The sequence below is a fragment of the Candidatus Abyssobacteria bacterium SURF_5 genome (genome assembly GCA_003598085.1).
GTDB lineage: Bacteria > Abyssobacteria > SURF-5 > SURF-5 > SURF-5 > SURF-5.
In genome coordinates, this window is record QZKU01000061.1 from 14126 (window position 1) to 36320 (window position 22195).

General features: G+C 55.5%; 24 protein-coding genes. 18 read left to right on the plus strand and 6 right to left on the minus strand.

What is annotated here, in order from left to right; all coding sequences use genetic code 11:
• Window positions 1–42: 42 nt before the first annotated feature.
• The 4 genes from C4520_08680 to C4520_08695 form a co-directional block, all read right to left on the minus strand.
• Window positions 43–834, minus strand: coding sequence for a hypothetical protein (locus tag C4520_08680; GenBank protein ID RJP22123.1), 792 nt, complete (start codon window positions 832–834; stop codon window positions 43–45).
• On the minus strand, window positions 834–1766 hold the full coding sequence (locus tag C4520_08685; protein RJP22124.1) for a sulfite exporter TauE/SafE family protein: 933 nt from the start codon (window positions 1764–1766) through the stop codon (window positions 834–836). The genes C4520_08680 and C4520_08685 overlap by 1 nt, the downstream gene beginning before the upstream one ends.
• Before the next feature lie 60 nt (window positions 1767–1826).
• Window positions 1827–3422, minus strand: coding sequence for a sensor histidine kinase (locus tag C4520_08690; protein ID RJP22125.1), 1596 nt, complete (start codon window positions 3420–3422; stop codon window positions 1827–1829).
• Between the two features lie 234 nt (window positions 3423–3656).
• On the minus strand, window positions 3657–5003 hold the full coding sequence (locus C4520_08695) for a PAS domain-containing protein (protein ID RJP22126.1): 1347 nt from the start codon (window positions 5001–5003) through the stop codon (window positions 3657–3659).
• A 214-nt stretch (window positions 5004–5217) separates the two neighbouring features.
• Between C4520_08695 and C4520_08700 the strand changes: the two genes are divergently transcribed.
• The 18 genes from C4520_08700 to C4520_08785 all read left to right on the plus strand — a co-directional run bounded on the left by C4520_08700 (window position 5218) and on the right by C4520_08785 (window position 18547).
• The gene (locus C4520_08700; protein RJP22127.1) at window positions 5218–5649 is read left to right on the plus strand and encodes a hypothetical protein; all 432 of its coding nucleotides are present in this window, start codon (window positions 5218–5220) and stop codon (window positions 5647–5649) included.
• Window positions 5646–6008: a dinitrogenase iron-molybdenum cofactor biosynthesis protein gene (locus C4520_08705; protein RJP22128.1), complete on the plus strand. Its 363-nt coding sequence runs from the start codon at window positions 5646–5648 to the stop codon at window positions 6006–6008. The genes C4520_08700 and C4520_08705 overlap by 4 nt, the downstream gene beginning before the upstream one ends.
• A gap of 34 nt (window positions 6009–6042) precedes the next feature.
• Window positions 6043–6414 (plus strand): hypothetical protein, encoded by a 372-nt coding sequence (locus C4520_08710; protein ID RJP22143.1) that lies wholly within the window; start codon window positions 6043–6045, stop codon window positions 6412–6414.
• Window positions 6415–6652: 238 nt separating this feature from the next.
• On the plus strand, window positions 6653–7528 hold the full coding sequence (locus tag C4520_08715; protein RJP22144.1) for a (4Fe-4S)-binding protein: 876 nt from the start codon (window positions 6653–6655) through the stop codon (window positions 7526–7528).
• Window positions 7525–8454 (plus strand): (4Fe-4S)-binding protein, encoded by a 930-nt coding sequence (locus C4520_08720; protein RJP22129.1) that lies wholly within the window; start codon window positions 7525–7527, stop codon window positions 8452–8454. The genes C4520_08715 and C4520_08720 overlap by 4 nt, the downstream gene beginning before the upstream one ends.
• Before the next feature lie 18 nt (window positions 8455–8472).
• Window positions 8473–9366: an ATP-binding protein gene (locus C4520_08725; GenBank protein RJP22130.1), complete on the plus strand. Its 894-nt coding sequence runs from the start codon at window positions 8473–8475 to the stop codon at window positions 9364–9366.
• Between the two features lie 21 nt (window positions 9367–9387).
• On the plus strand, window positions 9388–9726 hold the full coding sequence (locus C4520_08730; protein RJP22131.1) for an ATPase: 339 nt from the start codon (window positions 9388–9390) through the stop codon (window positions 9724–9726).
• A 116-nt stretch (window positions 9727–9842) separates the two neighbouring features.
• Window positions 9843–10079, plus strand: a complete 237-nt coding sequence (locus tag C4520_08735; GenBank protein ID RJP22132.1) for a zinc ribbon domain-containing protein — start codon at window positions 9843–9845, stop codon at window positions 10077–10079.
• A 74-nt stretch (window positions 10080–10153) separates the two neighbouring features.
• Window positions 10154–10804 carry an ABC transporter ATP-binding protein gene (locus C4520_08740; protein ID RJP22145.1) on the plus strand — a complete coding sequence of 217 codons (651 nt, stop codon included), beginning with the start codon at window positions 10154–10156 and terminating at the stop codon, window positions 10802–10804.
• Window positions 10801–12051 carry an ABC transporter permease gene (locus C4520_08745; protein ID RJP22133.1) on the plus strand — a complete coding sequence of 417 codons (1251 nt, stop codon included), beginning with the start codon at window positions 10801–10803 and terminating at the stop codon, window positions 12049–12051. Before C4520_08740 ends, C4520_08745 begins: the two co-directional genes overlap by 4 nt.
• 35 nt (window positions 12052–12086) lie before the next feature.
• Window positions 12087–12662, plus strand: a complete 576-nt coding sequence (locus tag C4520_08750; GenBank protein ID RJP22134.1) for a DUF3299 domain-containing protein — start codon at window positions 12087–12089, stop codon at window positions 12660–12662.
• An 87-nt stretch (window positions 12663–12749) separates the two neighbouring features.
• A complete protein-coding gene (locus C4520_08755) occupies window positions 12750–13106 on the plus strand; it encodes a CGGC domain-containing protein (GenBank protein RJP22135.1) in 357 nt (118 codons plus the stop codon).
• Between the two features lie 121 nt (window positions 13107–13227).
• A complete protein-coding gene (locus tag C4520_08760; GenBank protein ID RJP22136.1) occupies window positions 13228–13962 on the plus strand; it encodes a hypothetical protein in 735 nt (244 codons plus the stop codon).
• 14 nt (window positions 13963–13976) lie between these two features.
• A complete protein-coding gene (locus C4520_08765) occupies window positions 13977–14708 on the plus strand; it encodes a hypothetical protein (GenBank protein RJP22137.1) in 732 nt (243 codons plus the stop codon).
• A 114-nt stretch (window positions 14709–14822) separates the two neighbouring features.
• Complete coding sequence (locus C4520_08770) at window positions 14823–15119, plus strand: hypothetical protein (GenBank protein ID RJP22138.1); 297 nt, start codon at window positions 14823–14825, stop codon at window positions 15117–15119.
• Window positions 15120–15208: 89 nt separating this feature from the next.
• On the plus strand, window positions 15209–16579 hold the full coding sequence (locus C4520_08775; protein ID RJP22139.1) for a hypothetical protein: 1371 nt from the start codon (window positions 15209–15211) through the stop codon (window positions 16577–16579).
• Window positions 16580–16598: 19 nt separating this feature from the next.
• Window positions 16599–17684, plus strand: coding sequence for a zinc ABC transporter substrate-binding protein (locus C4520_08780; protein RJP22140.1), 1086 nt, complete (start codon window positions 16599–16601; stop codon window positions 17682–17684).
• Window positions 17681–18547, plus strand: coding sequence for a metal ABC transporter permease (locus C4520_08785; protein ID RJP22141.1), 867 nt, complete (start codon window positions 17681–17683; stop codon window positions 18545–18547). Before C4520_08780 ends, C4520_08785 begins: the two co-directional genes overlap by 4 nt.
• Before the next feature lie 129 nt (window positions 18548–18676).
• On the opposite strand, the gene C4520_08790 is transcribed toward C4520_08785, so the two are convergent.
• Window positions 18677–20092: a BON domain-containing protein gene (locus tag C4520_08790; GenBank protein ID RJP22146.1), complete on the minus strand. Its 1416-nt coding sequence runs from the start codon at window positions 20090–20092 to the stop codon at window positions 18677–18679.
• Window positions 20093–20797: 705 nt separating this feature from the next.
• On the minus strand, window positions 20798–22111 hold the full coding sequence (locus C4520_08795; protein RJP22142.1) for a hypothetical protein: 1314 nt from the start codon (window positions 22109–22111) through the stop codon (window positions 20798–20800).
• Between the last annotated feature and the right edge of the window lie 84 nt (window positions 22112–22195).

The following is a 22195-nucleotide window of genomic DNA, read 5'->3' on the forward strand; positions in this document are numbered from 1 at the left end:
AATTAACGCTGCACTGCCCTCACGATCAGTCATCTCTCGGCATCAATGCGGCTCCTTTTTTTTCGAACCGAAGATCAAGCCCATGAAGATGCCGGCAGCCATGGCGATGAGGATCGACAAGATGCCGTACACGGCCGGATGCTCAAATGCAAGCGCCGAGACTTTCTCCGGCAAGCCCACCTTGACGACAGTGAGTTTGCTGGATGAGTTGGATGAAAATTCCCGATCGTTGAAACAGAATAGTTGTACCCGATATTCTCCCGCTGGAATGTTTGCAGGTATCGGGATCTCTGCCAATAAATGCTTTTCACCGGTTTCGGTCGGCTCCAAATTGATGGAACTCGGAGAAGTCCTGTAAAGACCGGCCTCCTCCTTGAGCTTGAGGAATTCCGGGAACAGCTCGTCCAACTGAGACTGAGCATGCTCCACCGTGACACCCGCGCGCAAGGCCTCATAGCCGAGGCCATGCTTCTCAAGAACCTCTCCGGGCGCCAGGCTATCGAGCGGATCGACGGAAGAAAAAAGAAAATATGTTTCCGGCGCGCCTTTTATTGTCGCGGTGCCGATGTTCATCCATAGCGGGCCGACTTTTCCCTTCTGATTCAAGGGATGATCTTTTCTCTCACTCGATACCACCAGAGCCGCCTGGCAACCGGCAGGAATAAACGCCTCGGCGGTTATAGTGGTCCCATGGTAAAAAGAAGAAATCTCGATCCGGTCCTTCGAAATCGCCACCTCCGGCTCGGCGGCCATGACATGACCGGCATTCCACCAGCAAGCGAGGGCAGCCGCCATAACCAGAGAGATCGTGCTTTTCATGAGTGAGCCCGGCATCAGTGGCCCCCTTTCACGGAAAGCAGAATCGACGGTTGCATAAGCAACTCTCCCAGCATCTTCAGCATAACCACGAGTACAATGCTGGCAAGCAGAATCTTTAACTGGTCCGCTTTCAGTCTCTTGCTGATCCGGGCGCCCAACTGCGCTCCCAGAGTCGAGCCGATCAAAAGAAGAAGAGCAAGCATCAGATCAACCGTCTGATTGACGTAGGCTTGCATGAAGGTCACGTTGATGCAGGTAAAAAGTATCTGGAACAGGCTGGTGCCCACTACAACGTGCATCGGCATCCGCAGCATGTATACCATTACCGGTACCATAATGAAGCCGCCGCCCACCCCCATGATGGCCGCCAAAATTCCCACAAGTGCGCCGAGGCCGACAGGCATCAGAAGCGACATCGTAACGCCCGATTTGACGAACTGCGTCCGCCATGGCAGCGACTGATTCAATCTCGTAAACCACGACACTTGATCCGACGCCTTCGTCTCTATATCCTTGAGACGCCCGCCGCGCAGGCTGCGCAGACTCTCCTGAAACATGTAACTGCCGACAACACCCAGCATCACCACGTACGTTATCTTGATGACGAAATCGGCGTTCCCCAGGGCTCTCAGGATTTTGATCAACTGCACCCCGAGTGTTCCCCCCGCGACGCCGCCGACAAGCAGATAGATTCCCATTTTGAAATCCACATTGCCCATTCGCCAGTGCGCGTAGGTGCCGGAAGAGGAGGCCGCCACAATCTGATTCGAATCAGAAGCGGCGGCAACCGTGGGAGGAATACCAATCATGATAAGCAGCGGAGTCAGGAGAAAACCGCCGCCCACTCCGAAAAGACCTGAAAGAAAACCAACCAGCCCGCCAAGGCCGACCAGCAAGAAGAGGTTGATGCTGGCGCCCGCGATTGGAAGATACAGAAAAGCGCTCATTGCCCCTCCAATTCACCGTTCAATCATTATTATACTCGAATCAGCGCGCAAACCATCATCTTATCGACTGATCTCCTGTATTCCTCCTGCACCCGTTTCAGCCCCGCGGCTCGAATCCGGGCTGAAGCAGGGCAGGTAAACACTGAATGTTGAACCCTTTCCAACCTCGCTCGAAACCATAATTTTCCCGGTGTGCTTCTTGATAATGCCGAAGCACACCGAAAGCCCCAGGCCCGTCCCTTCATTGATGTTCTTGGTGGTGAAATACGGGTCGAAAATCAACTGGAGATGTTCTTGCTTGATGCCGACCCCCGTGTCGATTACGTCGATCTTCAAAAGTCCTACATGCGTGTCGCTTATGACCAGGCGTAGCTTGCCTCCCGAAGGCATGGCTTGTATGGCGTTGGTCAACAGATTCAAGAACACCTGCTGCAAATTATTCCTGTTGCCGTTTACCACCGGAACGACCGGAGGATAATCCTTTTCCACCGTGATCCCGTTCAGGTTCATCTGATTTTGGAGCAGGCGCAAGATGTCCTCGATTACCGAAGTAATGTCCAACTGCTCGAATGCGTCCGGCTTCACACGGGTGAAATGCAGAAGCTCCTTTACCGTGCTGCTCGCCCGGTCCCCTTGCTGCATGATCTCTCCCAGAAGACGCCTCTTCTCTTGATTGTCAAGGCCGTCATAGTTCTCCAGGATGTATTCCGCGGTAATATTTATGTTGTTTATGGGATTGTTAAGCTCATGCGCAACACCGGAAGTGAGAAGGCCTATGGCAGCCACTTTGTGAGATTGAATTAACTGGTCCTGTTTGATCTCGATTTCCCTGATCATCTTGTTGATAGCGACGGCAAGATTCGAAAACTCATCGCGGTAGCGACGCGCAGGGGTGATAGGGGAGTAATCGCCCGTCGCTATGCGTTCCGCATACGCAACAAAACGCCAGAGAGGCCTGAGCACTCTCCGTCCCAAAAAATAGGTGTTAAACGCAAAAAAACAAAATAAGAACACGAACGAATAAATATGCACTTTCCGCGAGAGAAGGATCATCTTGTCGAGAGCCCTTTTTTCCTCCTGCATCAGGTGCTCGGCGAAATTCACTATCTCCTGCCCATTTCTGCGAACTTCCGCTTCGGCCTGCTTCTTCAGCGGAGAAGAATCGCCGCCGGATGAAAGTTCCGATTGCCGAAGCTTCAGCAGTGAATCTTCATACTCCTTCAGGCGGGGCAAAATGATTGAAAACCCCTTTTCCCCCATCACTCCCTCCAGACCCTCCGCATTCTCCAAAAGCACCTGTCTGGCGTTCGCAATATTCTCCAATGCCTCGTCCATGTTAGTTCCATAAAGAAAGAAATTCTTCTCGAAGCGACGGGCCTGCTGTATCTCAAAAAGATAACTGTTGGAAATCTCCAGAAAACGAACCTTGTGCTCTATGAGGTATGTGGTAATGAGGAGTGACATCGCAACGCCGAAAAAAATGACAAAGGATACGGCCACGGCGACATAAATCTGCATCCGGATCGAGAACTTTGGACGCTTTTGAAGCGCCTTTAAAGCGACATCCGTGGGCGTCTCTTTTCGATCGGCGCCGCTGGCCCACAAGGCAGGATTGGACAATTGAGCCTCGGCAACTCTGTCAGGACTGTTCTGCATAGTTGTCCCTAGTTTATCGCTAACACGAGGAAGGCTTTGGCGGCTTAAGGGGGTTCACCTGCCAAAACTTGATAATGCGCGCAGTCTTGCAAGCTGGGATCAGCCTGGGCGGCGGACTTCTCCGCCAACATTTGAGAGAGAGCGCGTTATGAATTCTATCAAAAACTCGGACTTAAAGGCAAATATCACGGTGAAGGGGGTTTTTGCGGAAACTGGAGATGCGCCTTAACCCGCTTACTCCGGCAGATCGATTCCCAGCCGTTTCATCTTGCGCCAGAGCGTAGTCTTGTGAATCCCGAGCTCATGGGCGGCGGCGGTGCGATTCCAGTTGTTGCGCTGGAGGCAGTTGCGGATGAATTGCGCCTCGATCTCGCGGAAATTGAGATCCAATGGACTCGCGATGGCCTTCTCCAATTCCGGTCGCAGGTATTGCGGCAAGTGTGCCGGCAAAATCATGTTGCCGCGGCACAACACGAAAGCGTGCTCGATGATATTTTCCAGTTCGCGCACGTTTCCCTGAAAGTCGTGATTCATGAGGATCGCGAGCGTATCGGGTGAGACGCCCGCGATCTCCTTCCCGCGAAGCCGGTTAAAGCGGGCGACAAGGTGGTCCACCAGGAGCGGAACGTCTTCCATCCTTTTTCGCAAGGGCGGCAAGGAGAGTTTCACCACATTGATGCGGTAGTACAAGTCCTGGCGGAACCGGCCGCTTGCCACCAACTGAGTCAGGTCCTTGTTCGTTGCGGTGACGACCCGCACGTTTGCGGATACAGACTGAGTCGAGCCAAGCGGCTCATAAATCCGCTCCTGCAGCACGCGCAGCAATCTCACCTGCAGCGCAGGCGAAACATCCCCGATCTCGTCAAGAAAGATTGTGCCGCTGTCGGCAAGTGCAAACCTGCCCGGCTTGTCCTTCTTGGCGTCTGTAAACGCGCCCGCCTTATAGCCGAACAGCTCCGACTCGAGCAGCGTGTCCGGCAGGGCGCCGCAGTTGACCGTGATCATTGGTTTCTTGCGGCGGTGGCTCAAGCTATGAATCGCCCGCGCAAAAAGCTCCTTTCCCGTTCCACTCTCCCCCTCGAGAAGGACAGTGCTGTCGCTTTCCGCAATTTCGGGCATGATGTCGAACAACTCCTGCATTTTGTGATTCTTGCTGATTATATCGGCGAACGTGTATTTGCGGCCGATCTCCTTTCGAAGATCCTCGACAACACTCAGATCCCGGAAAGTCTCCACTCCGCCAATCGTTCGCCCGTCGGCGCCCTTGAGTAAGGCGGTTGAAATGCTTATGGGAATGCGCTCGCCTTCCGCCGTAATGATAAACACCGCCTTGTTGACGATTTGCTGGCCGCTCTCCAGCGTGTGGCGCAAGGCGCAACTGCCCTCGCAAATGCTGGCCTTGAATACGTCGCAGCATTTCCGCCCAATGGCTTCCTGACGAGGAATGCCGGTTATCTCCTCGGCGGCTCGATTGAATGAGGTAATCTTCCACTCACCGTCAACCGTAAAAACGCCGTCAGCAATGCTGTCAAGAATGATGTCGCGCTCTTCGCTTCGCTTTATATGATTCTTGTATTCCATAAGACCACATCCGTAAATCCCATAACGCTATTTTATAGCAAAGGCGGAAGGATGTCAATGCAAATCTGCAACGACAGGCGGCGTCTCCATTTGCGAATGCGCAATACTGGTCGTATCTGCCGCCCAAGATTCAGATGCTCGTTTTGGTGATAACACCTTGCAATTAAGATATTTACGATCAAGATGACGGCTTCTTATTCTTTTGGCATAATGGATGCTCTTTAGGGAAACTGAGGAACAAAAAATGAAAGTAGCTTTTCCCGTATGGCAATCAAGAATATCGCCGGTCTTCGATACTGCCGAGCATCTGGTGATTCTTGAGGTTGAGGAGGGCCACGAAGTTGCTCGGATGGAGTATCCCATCATCGGTTTGCCGCCCGCTCAGCGCGCCAAACGTCTGGAGGAGCTCGAGGTGGACTCGCTGATATGCGGGGCCGTATCAAGGCATTTGGCGAATATGTTGAAGGCAAACGGCATCGAGGTCATTCCGTGGATATCGGGTGCGGTCGACGATGTTTTGCCGAGATACCTGAACGGACTCCCGCTGGACGGACCGTTTCTGATGCCGGGATGCAACCGGCAGAACCGAAGACAATGCAGGCGAGCCCGCCGACATATGACCAAATATCCGGAGGAAACGTTATGAAAATTGCGATAACATCTCAGGGAGACGCGATGCAGAGCCCGGTTGATCCACGCTTTGGGCGCGCGAAATTTTTTCTTGTAATCGATTCCGAGACCGGCGAATTCAAAGCCGTTGATAATGCAGTGAACCTGCAGGCGGCGCAGGGGGCGGGCATTCAGGCCGGCCGCGCAGTGGCGGAATTAGGCGTGAAAGCGATTGTCACCGGAAATGTGGGCCCAAAGGCTTTCTCGATATTGAATGCGGCGGGGATACAGATATATTTGGGCGCCTCGGGCACTGTCGAGCACGCTCTTCGGCAATTCAAAGAAGGTGCTTTACAGTCGACCGACGGCGCCAATGTCGAAGGACATTGGATTTGACGGCAGGAGGTTTTTGCCGAAGGAGGTGAGCAGCATGCCACGCGGTGATGGAACTGGACCGATGGGCGCCGGCCCAATGACGGGTAGAGCCGCCGGCTACTGTGCCGGTTATGGAGTGCCAGGATCGATGAATCCAGCGTTTCCCGGTGCCGGGCGCGGACGCGGCGGTTTCTGGGGACGCGGCGGCGGCGGACGCGGCCGGCGTAATTGGTTCTATGCAACCGGCGTACCAGGCTGGGCGCGGTTTGGCTCGGTCTGGCCGCAAGCGGGCTGGGGTCCGTCCCCCGTCGGGCCGACGCGCGAGCAGGAATTGGAGGCGCTCCAGCAGCAGGCGAGCTACTTCAATGAAGCTCTTGAGGACATCAAACAGCGGATCGACGAACTGAGCAAGGAGAAAAAAAGCTAATCCAGCTTGACAGGTTCTCCTGTCCGAAGGGGGATGGCCTGTGGCAACGGATGGCGCCAACCAGACGGTTCGGCCGTGGTTGATTGACAGAGAAAGGTTGCCCCCCCATAGCAGCCTTAAGTCATAGCCGCAGGCTATTCCCCCGATTTTTCAAACGAACAACTGATAGACCGATAGGGTGGACCCGAGGAAGGCCACCTGTGGAACCGGCGAAGGAAAGGGAAGGCTTCTGAATATTCTGGAGAAAAAAGGTGTCAGGGTTGCGGTTGCCAGCGGCAAAGGCGGGACCGGGAAGACCACTATCGCGACAAACCTTGCCGCCTGCCTGGCTCAGCAATGGCTGCCCGTGTTCTACGTTGATTGCGACGTCGAAGAGCCGAACGGACACATATTTTTGCTGCCCGAGATCACCAAGACGCATGCCGTGGGTGTACCCGTGCCCGAAGTACATGAAGAATTGTGCAGCGGCTGTGGACTGTGCGGAAAAACATGCCAGTTCAGCGCGATTATCGTCATCGACAAGCAAGTGCTGACGTTCCCCGAGCTTTGCCATGGCTGCGGCGGATGCGCTCTCGTGTGCCCGGAGAAGGCAATCGAGGAGAAGCAGCGGGAAGTCGGTCAGATTCGCATGGGCATATCAGGATCCCTCGGATTTCTCGACGGAAAGATGCGAGTGGGCGAGGCGATGTCGGCTCCGCTCATTCGGGCCGTGAAGGAGAACATACCGGTAAAGAGCATCGCTATTATCGATGCGCCGCCAGGAACGTCCTGTCCCGTCATCGAGGCTGTAAAGGACACCGATTTCGTGCTCCTGGTAACGGAGCCGACCCCGTTCGGTTTGAACGATCTTGTTCTGGCGGTCGAGATGGTTCGCGAGATCGGGTTGCCGCTCGGCGTAATCATAAACCAAAGCGACATCGGAACCGATGAGACGCTGAAATATTGCGAGGCCGAACAGATTGCTGTGCTTCTCCAACTCCCTCACGACCGCCAAATCGCCCAAGCGTATTCACAAGGGCATCTGGCCGTGCAAGCACTGCCATGGTTCAGAGGCCGCATGGCGGAAATAGCGAATTACATTTTATCACTGGATAAAGCGGAAAATCTCAGATGAAACAACTCGTGGTTCTCAGCGGCAAAGGAGGGACGGGCAAGACCAGCCTCGTCGCTTCCTTTGCCGCGCTGGCGCAAAGAAAAATATTCGCCGATTGCGACGTCGATGCGGCCGACCTGCATCTGGTGGTAGGCGCCCGCATCCGGCATCGGGAGCTCTTCCGCAGCGGGAAGAAGGCCCGGATTCTGTCTGTAAAATGCACCGAATGCGGCGAATGCGAGCGCGTGTGCAGGTTCGACGCGGTCAAAAAGAACGGCGTGGTGCCGGCCTGTTTCCATATAGACCGAATAAGTTGTGAGGGCTGCGGCGTTTGCCTGCAGGTTTGTCCTGCCGATGCCATTGTTCTGGAGGAGGTAGTCAGCGGAGAGTGGTTTGTCTCCGAGACCCGTTATGGGCCAATGACGCACGCGAAGCTCGGAATAGCCGAAGGAAATTCCGGAAAACTGGTCTCGCTGGTGCGAAGCCAGGCGCGCGGTATCGCCCTCAAAGAAGGGCTTAATCTGATAATCATTGATGGGCCGCCGGGTATCGGATGTCCGGTAATTGCATCTATCACCGGGACTGATTTGGTTCTGGTTGTGACCGAGCCGACGCTCTCAGGATTGCATGATCTCCGCCGGGTGCACCAGCTCGCGAATCATTTCAAAATCAGAACCGTCGTCTGCATTAACAAATTCGACCTGAATCCGGAGATGTCGACCACAATTGAAGATGCCTGTCGAGCCGACGGAATCGAAGTGATCGGGCGCATCCCCTACGATCGCATCGTAACGGAAGCGCAGGTTCATTTCACGAGTGTGATCGAATATTCCAACGGCTCCGTATCGGAAGAAATCAAGAGGATCTGGAAGAGAGTTGCTCAGATACTTGACGCAGACGAGGGCCAGAAAAAACTTTCCGGCCCCCTTGTTCAGCACGGAGAATAAATTTTCAGGAGGAAAAGAATGGAAGCAACTGAGTGCGGAACATGTGGAAAAGACGACTGCTCCGCAAAGACGCAGAAAAAAGATGAGGACACCAAGGATTTCCTTGACCGCCAGGCGCTCCAAAAACGGATGTGCAAAATCAAACACAAAGTGGTCGTTCTTTCGGGCAAAGGAGGCGTCGGCAAAAGCACCGTCGCCGTCAATATGGCGATGTCGCTGGCGCTCGCCAAAAGGAAGGTCGGCCTGCTGGATGTCGATGTGCACGGACCAAGCGTCCCGACGCTGCTCGGACTCGAGGGCTACCGGCCGAACGTTGTTGATGGCACAATCTATCCGACGCTCTTCGAAGATAAACTCAAGGTCATGTCGCTTGGCTTTTTCCTTCCGCGGCACGATGACGCCGTTATCTGGCGAGGGCCGGTGAAGATGGGACTGATCAAGCAGTTCCTGCGGGACGTCGAGTGGGGGACTCTGGACTACCTGGTGATAGATTGCCCGCCCGGAACGGGCGACGAGCCGCTCTCGGTGGTGCAATTGATCGAGGACGCCTCCGGCGCCGTTATCGTGACCACCCCACAGCAGGTTGCGCTTGCGGACGTCAGAAAATCCATCTCGTTCTGCCGGACCGTGAATCTGCGCGTGATCGGCGTCATCGAGAACATGAGCGGATTCATCTGCCCCACCTGCGGCAGCCGCCATGAGATATTCAAGTCGGGTGGCGGTCAAAAAATGGCTGCCGAGATGGGCGTCCCGTTCCTCGGAAAAATTCCGATCGACCCGCTAGTGGTGACGGCGAGCGACGACGGCCAACCCTTCTGCCGCAGGTTTGCCGGGACGCAGACCGCTAAAGCGTTTGAGGAGGTAATTCATCCCATATTGGCTATGGGGGATGTGCAGAGCGTCAAAGCTTGATATCATGAAAAGGAGAAATTAATGAGAATCGCAATACCCGTCATCGATGGAAGACTGTGCCCGCATTTCGGTCATTGCGCGAACTTCGCGCTTATCGATGTGGACATGGAAACCAGGCAAGTCATTAAAAAAGAAACTATTCCGGCGCCGGAGCATCAGCCGGGGCTGCTGCCGCGCTGGCTGCATGAACTCGGAGCCACGGTAATTATCGCGGGCGGTATGGGACAAAGAGCCTTGCAGCTTTTCGCGCAGAATGGAATAGAGGTGATCATCGGCGCCCCGTCCAGCGAGCCTGATGCCATAGTAGAAGCCTACATGCAAAATTCGTTGGCGCTCGGCGAAAATGTCTGCGACCATTAAACTGCGCGCACGACCCGGCATCGCGTGATGCCGGGGAGCGCACGGGATCATGATGCAATTGACATGCGGCCCCCTGCCGCGCTGGGATGTAAGATATTGAAGAAAGGACGCGAGCAATGCCCCTCTACGATTTCAAATGCAACGACTGCGGCGAGAAGAGCGAGGTATTGATCCGGACTTCGCTCGAACGAGAATCGCCTTCTTGCTCAAGATGCGGCTCAACCAACCTCGAGCGCCTCATATCGGCGCCGAATATTGCAAGAGAACACGCGGCGACCGCGAAAACCAGATGCGGCAAAGGAAGCACCTGCTGCGGGAGCACCACTCCATGCGAGCATCCGCCTTGTTCGTGACAAGCGGATCGTCCTGAACCGCCTCCTCATGGGACATAAAGATGCAAGATGTCATCACACTGCGTGACCTGAGTATGATCCTGTCGGCCGCGGGTAATTCGTTCCCAGTGCTTTCCATCCCGGAATGGAGGCTCGAGGCAGGCCGGCAGGTGGCTCTATCGGGCCCTTCCGGATGCGGCAAGACAACTTTCCTGCACATTCTGGCCGGGCTGCTTTCGCCGACAGGAGGCTCGGTCGAAATATGCGGTCGCAGACTCGATCAGATGACCGAAGCCGAACTTGACAGTTTCCGCGCCGGCCACATTGGATATATCTTCCAGTCGCTCAATCTGCTGCAGGGATTTACCGCCCTGGAGAACGTATTGCTTGGAATCAGCTTTTCCGGAAAGAAGGTGGATAAGGAGGCGGCAAAGCTTCTGCTCGAGCGAGTCGGTCTCGCCGACCGGATGCGCCACTGTCCGGCTCAACTCTCCATGGGTCAACAGCAGCGGGTTGCCGTGGCCCGCTCGCTCGTGAACAAACCGGCGCTGATTCTGGCCGACGAGCCTACCGGCTCGCTCGATCCCGTAAATTCCAGCGCGGTCATCGACCTCATTCGCGAGGTCTGCTCGGAAGAAAAGTGCTCCCTTGTTCTGGTGAGCCATGAGCAAGATGTGGTCGCGCGGTTTGAAGAAGCAGTCCCCTTCCTCGAATTGAATATCGCTTTCGCGGGAGCACCACGGTGAGTTTCTGGAAAATAGTTTTGAAAAGCCTCCGGCAGCACTGGCTATCATCCTCGCTTGCGATTGTGGCTATCGCATTGGGAATCTCGCTGCTGGTGTGTGTCTCCTCGCTGCGCGAGCAAACGTACCGCAATTTTACCCGCGTCGGCCTCGGCGTCGACGCCATCCTCGGACCGAAAGGGTCCCCTTTGCAGGTAGTGCTGAATGGGCTTTACCATCTTGAAGATATGCCCGGCAAGATCAGGTGGAATTATTATGAGGCGGTCGCGCAGCATCCGCTGGTGACGCAGGCTATCCCTTTCTGCGTTGGCCATTCCTACGGCGGCTTCAGGGTTAATGCGATCGACGACAGATTCTTTACCGAATTCGAGTACGAAGACGGCAAACGTTTTTCGTTTTCCCCTTCTCGCGGCGGGTGGGGGCGCCCGTTTTCCTCAAGCATGGAAGCCGTGGCCGGCGCCGAAGCCGCACGTGAACTGGGTATCCGGCCAGGGGATCAATTCAACCCGGTCTGCGGCATCAGCGAAAACGATCCCGTTCATGTGCATGATTTCATCACGTTCGTTGGCGCCATGGCGCCGACGGGGACGCCGTATGACCGGGCGGTCTACATCCCGTTGCTCACGTTTTACGGGCTCGCCGGACATCCTGAGGAAACTGCGGTGATGGGCGAAGATGAAACCCACCGCGAAATCAGCGGCGCGTATCTAAAAATGAAACGCATCCGGAGCGGGATCATTCATCCGGGCATCCAGGATTTGAAATTTGAGATCAATCAGGGCAAAGAGGCGCAATTTGTCGTTCCGAACGAGATTCTCCCCCGTCTCTTTAAGATCATCGGCTGGGTCGACAAGGTACTCGCTGCGATCGCCGTACTAGTCACGGTAATGGCCTCGGCGTTCCTTTTCGTTTCGCTTTATAATGCGCTTCAACAGAGGCGCCGCGATATCGCCCTGATGCGCTCGCTGGGAGCGCACCGCCGCACGGTCTTCGGGTTGGTTATCACCGAGGCTGCCGTCATCACGCTGATCGCGGCCGTGGCCGGCATGATCGCAGGGCACGGCCTGGTCGCTATTGGCGCTCATTTCATCAAAGTCGAAACGGGTGTCCGGCTAAGCGGCCTCTATGTCTCGAGCGCAGAGGCCTGGATTCTGCCGGTTGGACTGCTCTTGGGAGCGCTAACCGGTTTGGTGCCCGCACTCCAGGCTTATGCGGTGAATGCCGCAAAGAACCTGTCGCCGATATCGTAAAGAATGTTCGCCGGCAAACAGCCTGCAGGGAATCAATGAGCGCTACCGTAAACATGGGCGTTACCTTCTTGAAGAGATTGTACGGGCTGTCTTTGAAGATAGCCGTTGCTCTCGGTATCATCGTTGCGATAAAATTCATCCCATCCCTTCTGTGGCCGGACCAGAAGAAATCGCTGGTCCGGGACGAGGGCTACCAGGCCGGGCATTACACCATCGGCATCAACGAACGCATGATCCGCAAGGAAGCGGACGCTCTCTTGTTTTCAACCCTCAAGAAGTGGCGTTATGAGCGAGAACGGCCGACACCGGCGCCGAAAGATGTCATGGAGGCGGACAACGCGTTTGTCCAGATCACCGGCTTTATGTACCCGCTCGAGTCCGGCCCTAAAATCAAGCAGTTTTGCCTGCTGCGAAGCACGCAAACCTGTTGCTATGGTCCCAGGCCGCAATACAATCAGTACGTGCTGGTGGAAATGGATGAACCCACTGCGTTCGTGCGACTCGAACCGGTCCAGGTGGCAGGCGTTTTTCACGTCGAGCCGAAACCGGAAGACGGCTACATCTATCGGTTAGAGGGCAAGACCGCGGGAGTCATCACGCGAAAGAAGTAGTTTCGCCGGGTATTCCATGAATACCATCGATAAGCTCCGGAAACCTCATGGGCAAAAGGAGGACGATAAAAAGGAGGACGATAAACTGTGGCAAAAAAAATCGGGATTATCTTTTGTGAAAAAATTCAGGATCAAACCTGTATTGGATGCGCCAAATGTTTTAAAGCCGTCAACAACAAGGCCTTTGTCTTCGAGGGGGGTGACGACCGGCAGGTGGTCTTCAATACAAGCTGCGGCGACTGCCCCGGCCTGGTGCTCCCAAAGCTGCAACTGCAGAAGATGGTGCTTGATGCCCTCGACGAGAAAGTCGACGAAATCTATTTCGGTACGTGCGTCAAGAAAGCTACCGCCATAATGAACTGTCCCATGAACATCGACGCCATAAAAAAGAAAATAGAAGAGATGTTCAAGGTCCCGGTTGCAGTGGGAACGCACGATTACTGAGATCCTATGGGGTCTCTTGCATCATAACCGCGCAGCCTGTTATTTTGCATGGTTTCGGGGAAACGTCACCGCTGAAAGGAAATCGACATCGGCAGACAAGAGGGCATGTGACGAAAGTAAAATGAATAACACCGGCATTTATATACAACTGCAAAAAGCCTTTGCTCGATTGGCTGACGAGAATTCCCTTCAGCTCGAGCGGCTTGAGATACAGGCGCGAAGCCTTTCGCCGCGGGAGGCGATCGGGAATCCCGGCGGTGAGGATTATCCCATCCTGAAGGGGAAAGAGCGGATGATGGAGGCAACGTTCCGTTCAGCCAAGGGGCACGCCTTCAGCGATATGACCGGCCAGTGGAGCGGCAGCATCGAGGATGTTCTTCAGATCAAGATGGCTTATAATTTTCATCGCGCCATCTTTGTTGCCTCCCTGAACGCGGTCATGCGATCGCTGGGACTCATCGAGGGAACCGTCCACTGCCGCGATGACGGTCCCGCTCGCTGCGGCATCGAGTGCGCCAGGACACTCGCGAAAGAATATCCCAACGCCCGCATTCTCCTGGTCGGCCATCAGCCGAGATTGCTCGAGCAACTCAGCAAGAGGTTCACCGTCGCTGCTGTGGATATGGACGAAGACAATATCGGCAAAACATTTAGTGGGGTCAGCATAGATGGGCCGGAAGAGACGGAGCGTCTTGCCGCCCGCTCCGACTTGCTGCTCGTAACAGGGACCGCGCTGGTAAATGACACGATACAAACGTTTCTTGAACAGAAAAAACCTGTCATCTTTTACGGAGTCAGTATCGCCGGCGCCGCGCAAATACTGGGACTCCGCCGCTTTTGCCCCTTTGGTCTCTGAGGATGTTGCCACCAATGAAAGTGATCGATGATCTCATATCCACTATCCGGGAGGACAGCGCGGTAAGGCAAGTTAACACGTGCATCTTCTGGACGTCCGTCATCAGCAGGCATTGCGGTCTTGCCTCCACGATCCGCGAGGCAGGATCGCACCACGGATCATATCCGGTCAAAGAGGCCGGTTCGCTTACGGCGAAAACAGCGCTCGAGCTTGCGCAAATGGCCTATTCGTCGAGTGTCGCCGAGGCCTCGATCGGAATGGCCGCAATCAACTCATTAATAGACATCGACCTGAGCCGGTGTGAAGAAAAAAATGCCTTCGAGATTTTGAGAAGAAGAGGAACCGGAAAAAAGATCGTAATCGTCGGCCATTTCCCGTTCGTCTCAAAGCTGAAGGAGACGGCTGAAAGGCTCTGGGTCTTGGAAAAGCAGCCGCAAGAGGGTGACCTGGCCGAGGAGGAGGCGGAACGCATCCTTCCGCAAGCGGATGTTGTCGGCATGAGTGGAACGGTCTTGATAAACCATTCTTTCGAGCGCCTCATGCCGCTTTGCAGGGGTAGATTCGTCGTGATGCTCGGACCTTCCACTCCGCTCGCGCCTGTCCTGTTCGAGCACGGTGTCGATGTTGTTTCCGGCGTCAAGGTCACGGAGCCGGATACCGTAATCAGAATGATTTCCGAGGGAGCAAGTTTCAAGCAGCTTCAGGGTGTTCAACTCCTTACAATGACGCGCGGGACCACGGGTTGATCTTCACGAGGTTGCTTCAACTGCGTCGGCGTTAACCGTGAAATTGCGATTTTCGAAGAAATATGATATAAGGGTGTTCGTTGTGAGATCACGGCAGGATTGATCGATTCAAGCATGCGAGACGTTTTTGCCCCTCGAAAATCTCCGTTCAGCCGGCGCAATCTGACCCCTTGGTTGATTCTCCTTCTCATATCTGCGTTTCTTCTCGGCAATCTTCATCTCATTTTCGACCATACATCACATAAGAAGGAAACCTGCCCCTTCTGCAGCTTTCAGAGTTGTTCCGCCGCGATCAGCCCCGATCATTCAGATGAATGTCCGGTTGCTGCCGTTTTCTATCCAGTTCAAACGCGAGATTCCGTTCGATCCGGTTTTCTGCCGAGCGAAGCCTCCCGAAGCCCGCCGCTCTAATTTTCTCTTCCCTTAACCTCTTTTTTCAGACGCAGTGGCCAATCATCTCCCAATTCATGCGGGTGATGTTTCTGAGACAGGAGCCAGATATGAGGACCGGCATTCTCTTTCTTCTCGTGATGATACTCTTTTTGCCTCCTGCCCGGACGCTTGAGGCGGCACAAGATTCTGATCTCGAGGCGCTCAGGGGTCAGGTGCAGGAACTCCGGAATGCGCTGGAACAGTTTCGGCGCCAACACGACCAGGAGGTCGATACGCTTGAACAGAAGATTCAGGATTTGACGGGACAACTGGAAGCCGAGCGGGCGGTGCGGGCGGAGGAGCCCGACATCGTATATGAGGAATTTTACGAGCCGCCGCCCGTTTATTCGCCGACCGCGTCGGCCCAGAGTCTTTCCCTGCAAAGTTTCAACCCCGACATCTCGGTTATAGGAGATTTCCTCGCCCAGTACACAAGCCATGAAAACGAAGGGGACCGGCCGGATGATGAGTTCATCTTCAGAGAACTCGAGGTTAATTTCTCCGGAGTGCTCGATCCATTCGCCCGCGCCGATGTTACCATTGCGGTCGAGAAGGAATTCGAGGAGCATTCCCATGAGGAAGAATCTCACGAACACGATACCCCTGGGGCCGCGGCCCACGAGCACGGATTTGCGATCGACCTTGAAGAGGCGTATCTGACCGCGCTCACGCTTCCCTACGGCCTGCAGGCGCGGGCAGGCAGGATGCGGGAGGAATTCGGCAAGGTGAACCCGCTCCATCTCCACGCGCTGCCGTGGGTCGACTATCCACTGATGATCCAAAACTACTTCGGCGGCCACGGCCTCATCGGCGACGGATTCGAAGTGAGCTGGCTTGCGCCCACCGACCATTACCTTGAGTTGGTGTACGGTGTATTCAATAATAGCAACCAGTCCTCATTCGCCGGCGAGGACTACGACGATTTCGCTCATCTCGTCCACATGAAGAATCTTTTCGAGATCAACGAGTCGACCACATTCGAACTGGGGGCGACTGCGGCGACCGCCCCGAATGACGAAGGGCACGGCGGCAGCAGGACGTGGCTCGAGGGGATCGATCTCACGCTCAGGTGGCTTCCGCCGCAACGGGCGCTCTATCACGGCCTGACCTGGCAGACCGAGTTCCTGTTGTCGCAAAAGGATAATGAAGAGCGCGGAGAGCAAGACACGTGGGGCATGTATTCTTCGCTCGGATACCGGTTTGCTCGTCGATGGGAGGGCGCGCTGCGGTATGACTATTCCGAATTCCCCGATTTCGAAGAGTTCCACGAGAAAGGATATTCCGCCTATCTGACGTTTCTGCAAAGTGAATACGTGTTCTGGCGATTGGGCTACATGTTCATCGATCGCAATTTCGCCGATCCGCTGGATGAAGATGAGCATCTGCTCTGGGTCCAGTTGAATTTCGGGCTCGGGCCGCATCGCGCCCATGAATATTAAGAGAGGGGAGTGAAAAACCATGTGCCGGAGAAGACTTTTTTCGACTTTGACCGCAGTCGTGGTGGCGCTCTGTTTCATGAGGCCGGCCGAATGCGAGGCCAAATTGAGGATACTCACAACGCATACCGTGCTGAAATCGCTCGCCGGGGAAGTCGGCGGCGAACACGTCTCGGTCACTTCGCTTGCCACCGGCAAGGAAGACCCGCATGCGATAACGGCCAAACCAAGCTATATGGTCGACGCGCGCAAAGCCGATCTGTTCATCAAACTTGGCATGGAAATGGAGATAGGATACGAGCAGCTTGTCATCGACGGCTCGCGCAACTCGAAGATCCGGTTTCAGCAGCCGGGCTACCTCGACGCCTCACTCGAGGCGCTCAGACTCGAAGTCCCGCAGACAAAGGTGGATCGCTCGATGGGCGACGTGCATCCGCTGGGAAATCCGCATTACTGGCTCGATCCGTATAATGGTCGCAGGATTGCAAAATCGATAGCGGACAAACTCGAGGAACTCGATCCCGCGCATGCCTCCGATTACCAGCGGCGCTGCGCGGATTTCGAGAAGCGGCTCGATTTGGCGATGTTTGGCGAGGACCTCGTCAATCGGGTCGGCGGCGACCGCCTGTGGTCGCTCGAAGCGGCCGGGCAACTGGAAGCGTTTCTGCAGAAGGAAGGCCTTCAGGATTCCGCCGGCGGGTGGTACCGGCAAATGAGACCATTGAGGAACACGGAGATGATCACGTATCATCGCAGTTGGACGTATTTCGCGAACCGGTTCGGCCTGAAAATTGTCGGCGAGCTCGAGCCCAAACCGGGCATCCCGCCGAGTCCGGGACATCTGCGCCACATCATCGCTACCGCGCAGAGCGGCGACGCCGAGATGATCCTGATGGAGCCGTACTACGATCGTAAAGCCGCGGATTTCGTAGCGCAGAAGACAGGACTGCGCGTGGTGGAAGTGGCTAACGCGGTCGGCGGCCAACCCGGCGTGACCGATTACTTCACGCTCATCGGCAACGTGATCCACAAACTGCAGGAAGTGAAAGGGCGTGAGGCGGCGCAGGCCGCGCAGTCGGCTCGACAAGGCAGCGGAGAAAACTTATGAACGACACGCTTATCTTTATGGCGGCCCCGTTCGCCGCATGTCTCATTCTCACCGGCATCCATTGCTATCTGGGGCTCCACGTCGTCAGTCGCGGCGTCATCTTTGTCGATCTCGCGCTGGCGCAGGTGGCGGCGCTCGGAACTACGCTGGCGCTCCTGCTCGGATATGAGTTGAGGAGTCCGCAGGCATACTGCTGCTCGCTCGGATTCACCTTTGTCGGGGCCGCGATTTTTTCGGTCGGGCGGTTCCGTGACGAGAAAGTGCCGCAGGAGGCGATTATCGGGATCGTCTATGCCGTCTGTTCGGCCGCAGCTATCCTTGTGCTCGATCGGGCGCCGCACGGACACGAGGCGATAACCGCGATGCTCGTGGGCAGCATTCTCTATGTCACGTGGCCCGGCATATTGAAGACTTTCATTATTTACGCGCTGGTCGGCGTGGTGCATTATCTTTTGCGGCACAAGTTCCTGCAGATATCGCTGGATGCGGAGGAGGCTTGGCGCAAAGGGCTGTCCGTCAGATGGTGGGATTTCGTTTTCTATGTGACGTTCGGATTTGTCGTGACCAGTTCCGTGCAGATTGCGGGCGTGCTGCTCGTCTTCAGTTATCTCGTTGTGCCCGCCGTCTGCGCAATGTTGTTCGCGCAAAGGATTCTGAGCCGCCTGCTGATCGGGTGGACGCTCGGCTTCGTAGCGAGCGCGTTTGGCATGTTCGCGTCCGTCCAATGGGATCTGCCCACGGGCGCGTCCGTTGTGACGGCGTTCGGGATCGTGTTGCTCATCTGCGCCGCAGTCGCCTGGCTCATGTCTCTCGGACGAGCCAGGTGCTTTGCTTCGCTCGATATATCAAAAGCCCCGGATTAAGACGCATTGAAGGAATTAACGATCACGAATTACTTGAAGGAGACGAACCGGGCGCGTACCCGGGTCAACTCATCGCAGAGCTCCGGCGCCGTAAACGGACTGTGAACTTGATGCTCTTCCGGTCTCCGTCTATGGCCTGTCTTTCCTTGTTGTATCCATCGGTTTCAGGAGATTTTCCCCTCCTTCCGGCGTTCGGGAATGACGCGCCTGCTCCCGGATCTCTCCTTCTTCACTGCGCAATCCCCCTTCGGCGCCGGTGGTTACCGTTGCGGGCTCTTCAGGTATCTGATACTCCGGGTGCGGCGCCGCTGCCTCTTCTTTCTTCACGGCCTCGGGCTCAACTAATCGGACAGGCACGCCGCGGGGAAAAATCAATTCCCGCGCCTCGTCCGGCATGGAGATGCCCGCCGATTGAAACGCGCGTTTCACCAGGCGAATGACAGACGATTTTACCTTGAGCCAACTGTGCCGGCTTCCATCCAGCCAAAAGTAAACTCGCAGATTTACCGTGGACTTGCCCAGGCCGTCCACGAGGACCCATGGCTCCGGGGACTTCAGAACCGCCGGATGTTCCGCCAAGACTCTCAGGGCCACTTCCTGTGCGGCTGGAATCGCGTCATCATAGCCGATTCCCACAGTGAAGTCTTCACGGCGATTGGGGTTGCTCGAGAAATTGCGAATAGTGCTCTTATAAACAGTGGCATTGGGTATTTGCACATGATTGCCGTCCAGCGTCATGAGGATCGTAGTGCGTATGGTCATCCGCTGAACATATCCGGTAACTCCTGCAATTTCGATGAGGTCGCCGTCACCGAATGGGTTCTGAATACTCAGGAAGACGCTGGCCAGCAGGTTCTCTGTTATGTCGCGAAAGGCAATGCCCAGAATGATTCCCAGCAAGCCTGTTCCGCCAATAACCGTCAGAGCGATGGTGGTCAGTCCCGCCACCCGAAACACGACGTACAGGCCTGCGAGGAGGACAACCAATCCGGCTCCGCGCGCTATGACGTCGCGCAGCAAGGGGGCGACCTGCCGGCGGCCCAAAGACCTCCGGGTCGTAATGGCAATCAGCCGGGCCATTCCCCATGCGACAGCCAAAATGAGTAAGCCGAAGGCGACAAAGGGAAGTCCTCGCATTACATCGCGCCACTGTTCGCGCAACCCAGCCAATGCCGGCTCAAAATCCCAGACAGATGGTTCCACCACCTCGATTTTGTTGACCACCGCTGTGACATCCTGCGTGCGGCGCGCCAGGTCCGCGGCCCATTCTTTGTGGTCATCAGTCTCCGTCCCGCCCTCAAGGAAAACCACCCCATCCTCTACCCGCACCTCGAGATCCATAAACCAGCCGGTCGCCTCCAGGATGTCATTAAGCCGCTCGCGTATCTCGTGGTCGCGGGTGACGGGTTTCACCTCTACTCTCTCCGGAACCTCGGGTGACGGTTCCTCCCGGGGAGCGGCAGGTCCCTTTTCTTCCGGAGTCTTTACTTCCGGTCCCACCTGCGCGAAACTGGCTCCGGAGAAGACTGCAAGGCAGGCAAACATGCCGAGAAACAGACAAACGAGTATCCAGCTTCTGTGCTGAATCGATATGTTTTTTCCCGCAAAACTGGTTCCGAGACAGTCCGCTCCAATCCGGGAGAGACCCATGGCCCTCTTCATAATGAGGATCTCCTTGCAAACGCACAAGGAATAATCAACTTCGGCAAGCCCATCTCCCGGCGTCTCAACGCGACGCTGGATGGGCGCCCTCAAATTCACTTGCCGTTTCGGTTCAAGCCTTTAGTCAGATGACCGGCGACTCATTCTGGATGAGCATCTTAATACTGTATAGGAGCAATGCGAAGAGCAAGTTATCCTTCTGCGGGAAGAGAAAGATGAGCCATCAGGATTCACGGGGACACCAGGAGGGAACCGTGGAAAGCAGGCAAAAAGCGCCGTGTATCGGCGTTCGTCGGCGGTGCAAATACGAAGATCGATTTCCGGCGGCAGCGCCGCCGGCGGAGCGGGAACGCAAAGCAGGGAATGAAGACAGGCGACTGTCAGCGAGACACCGGACTGGAAAGGGACCCGCACCTTTCATTTGGTGTCTATTTCAGTACAAAGTGACGACCTGTCGAATTAATCCGCACCCAAAGAGACGACAAAGGTACTTTCCTCTCTCCCGATTTTGGATATCGGGCTTAGGGCTCGGGGCTCTTCTTCCCTTCGGCCTACGGACCGCGAAGTGTTGTCTCTTTTATCAGGCGATCAACTGTAGTTTACCGGCGTCGAATATTCGGGCCTTTCATGCGCTTTCCAGAAAGCCTCGTGCAGCTTCATTGTGATCGGGCCGGGCCTGCCGCCGCTGAGAGGGATGTCGTCGATCGATTTTACGGGCATGATCCCGCCTGCCGTGGTACACATGAATATTTCATCGGCCGCGCGCACCATCTCTGCAGAAATCTTGCACGCTGTCGCCTCGATATTCATTTCCCTGGCAAGATCAAACACGGTGAGTCGCGTGATGCCCAACAGGCAGCCCGAATCCGGAGTTAGCAACCTGCCGTCTTTGATTATGAATATGTTGAATCCCACGCCCTCGGTCAGATTGCCGTCGTGATCGAGAAGGAAAGCGGTTTTCGCGCCCTTCGCATGGGCTTCCTTTTCGGCGCGGGTCAGATCGCCCCAGTGGTGGTTCTTTATCGTGGGGTCCACGCATTCCTTCGGTATCCGCGGAACTGAGCTGATGATCACATCGGTCCCGATTTTCTGCTCGTCCGGGCTGACGAGCCAGATGAACGGCACGGCGAACGCGTAAAACATTTGGTGGTATCTGTCCATATCGCGCGGGTCTTCCATATCCGGCAAGCCGCGTGTGGCGCACATGAAGACGTAGGCATCCTTAAGCTTCGCCCGCGCGATCATGTCTATCAGTATCTGCCTCATCTCTTCTTTGGTGTACGACAGCTTGAAGCCGAGGCCCTGGTAGCTTCTCTCGAAACGGTCCATATGCTCATTCAGCCTGAAAAAGCTCCCGTTCCAGACGCTCACGACATCATAGCAGACATCGCTGTGGAGGAATCCCATGTCGACCATTGAGATGCGCGCCTCTGTTATGGGAACGATCCCGCTTCCGTCGAATGCGATGCCGAGCGAATAAAGAGCCGCGTCCTCCTGCTCCTTGATTTTTTGCGCAGCCGCGCGCTTCTTCTCCTGCTCCTTAATCTTCTGTGCCGCGGCCCGCTTCTTCCTGGCTTTTTCCGCCGCAGCCAGCTTCGATTTGATCAAAGACGCCCGAGTGGCCGGTTGTTTCTTTCGGGCGGTCTGCTTCGTCTTGACGCTCTTTTGGGCGACCTGCTTCTTCTTGGTGGTCTTCGGGGCAGCCTTTTTCTTCGCCGCGGCCTTTCGTGGACTCTGCTTCTCCGTGGCACCTTTTCTCTTGGCGACCATACCTCTTCTCCTCCTCTTTTCGCTGTATAGGAAATCCTGGGAGATGAATGCTTGAATCCTGTTGGACCAAATTGTATCACATGTGCCGGCTGAATGTCTTCTTTCATTATTTTCCGGATAGGGCTTACGCATCTAAATCGGCCCTTGGGGGCGGATTTTTGCTGACTGCTCCTTCTTATTGGCTCTGTTGGGTTTCCTTTGTGGTTTTGGAGATGA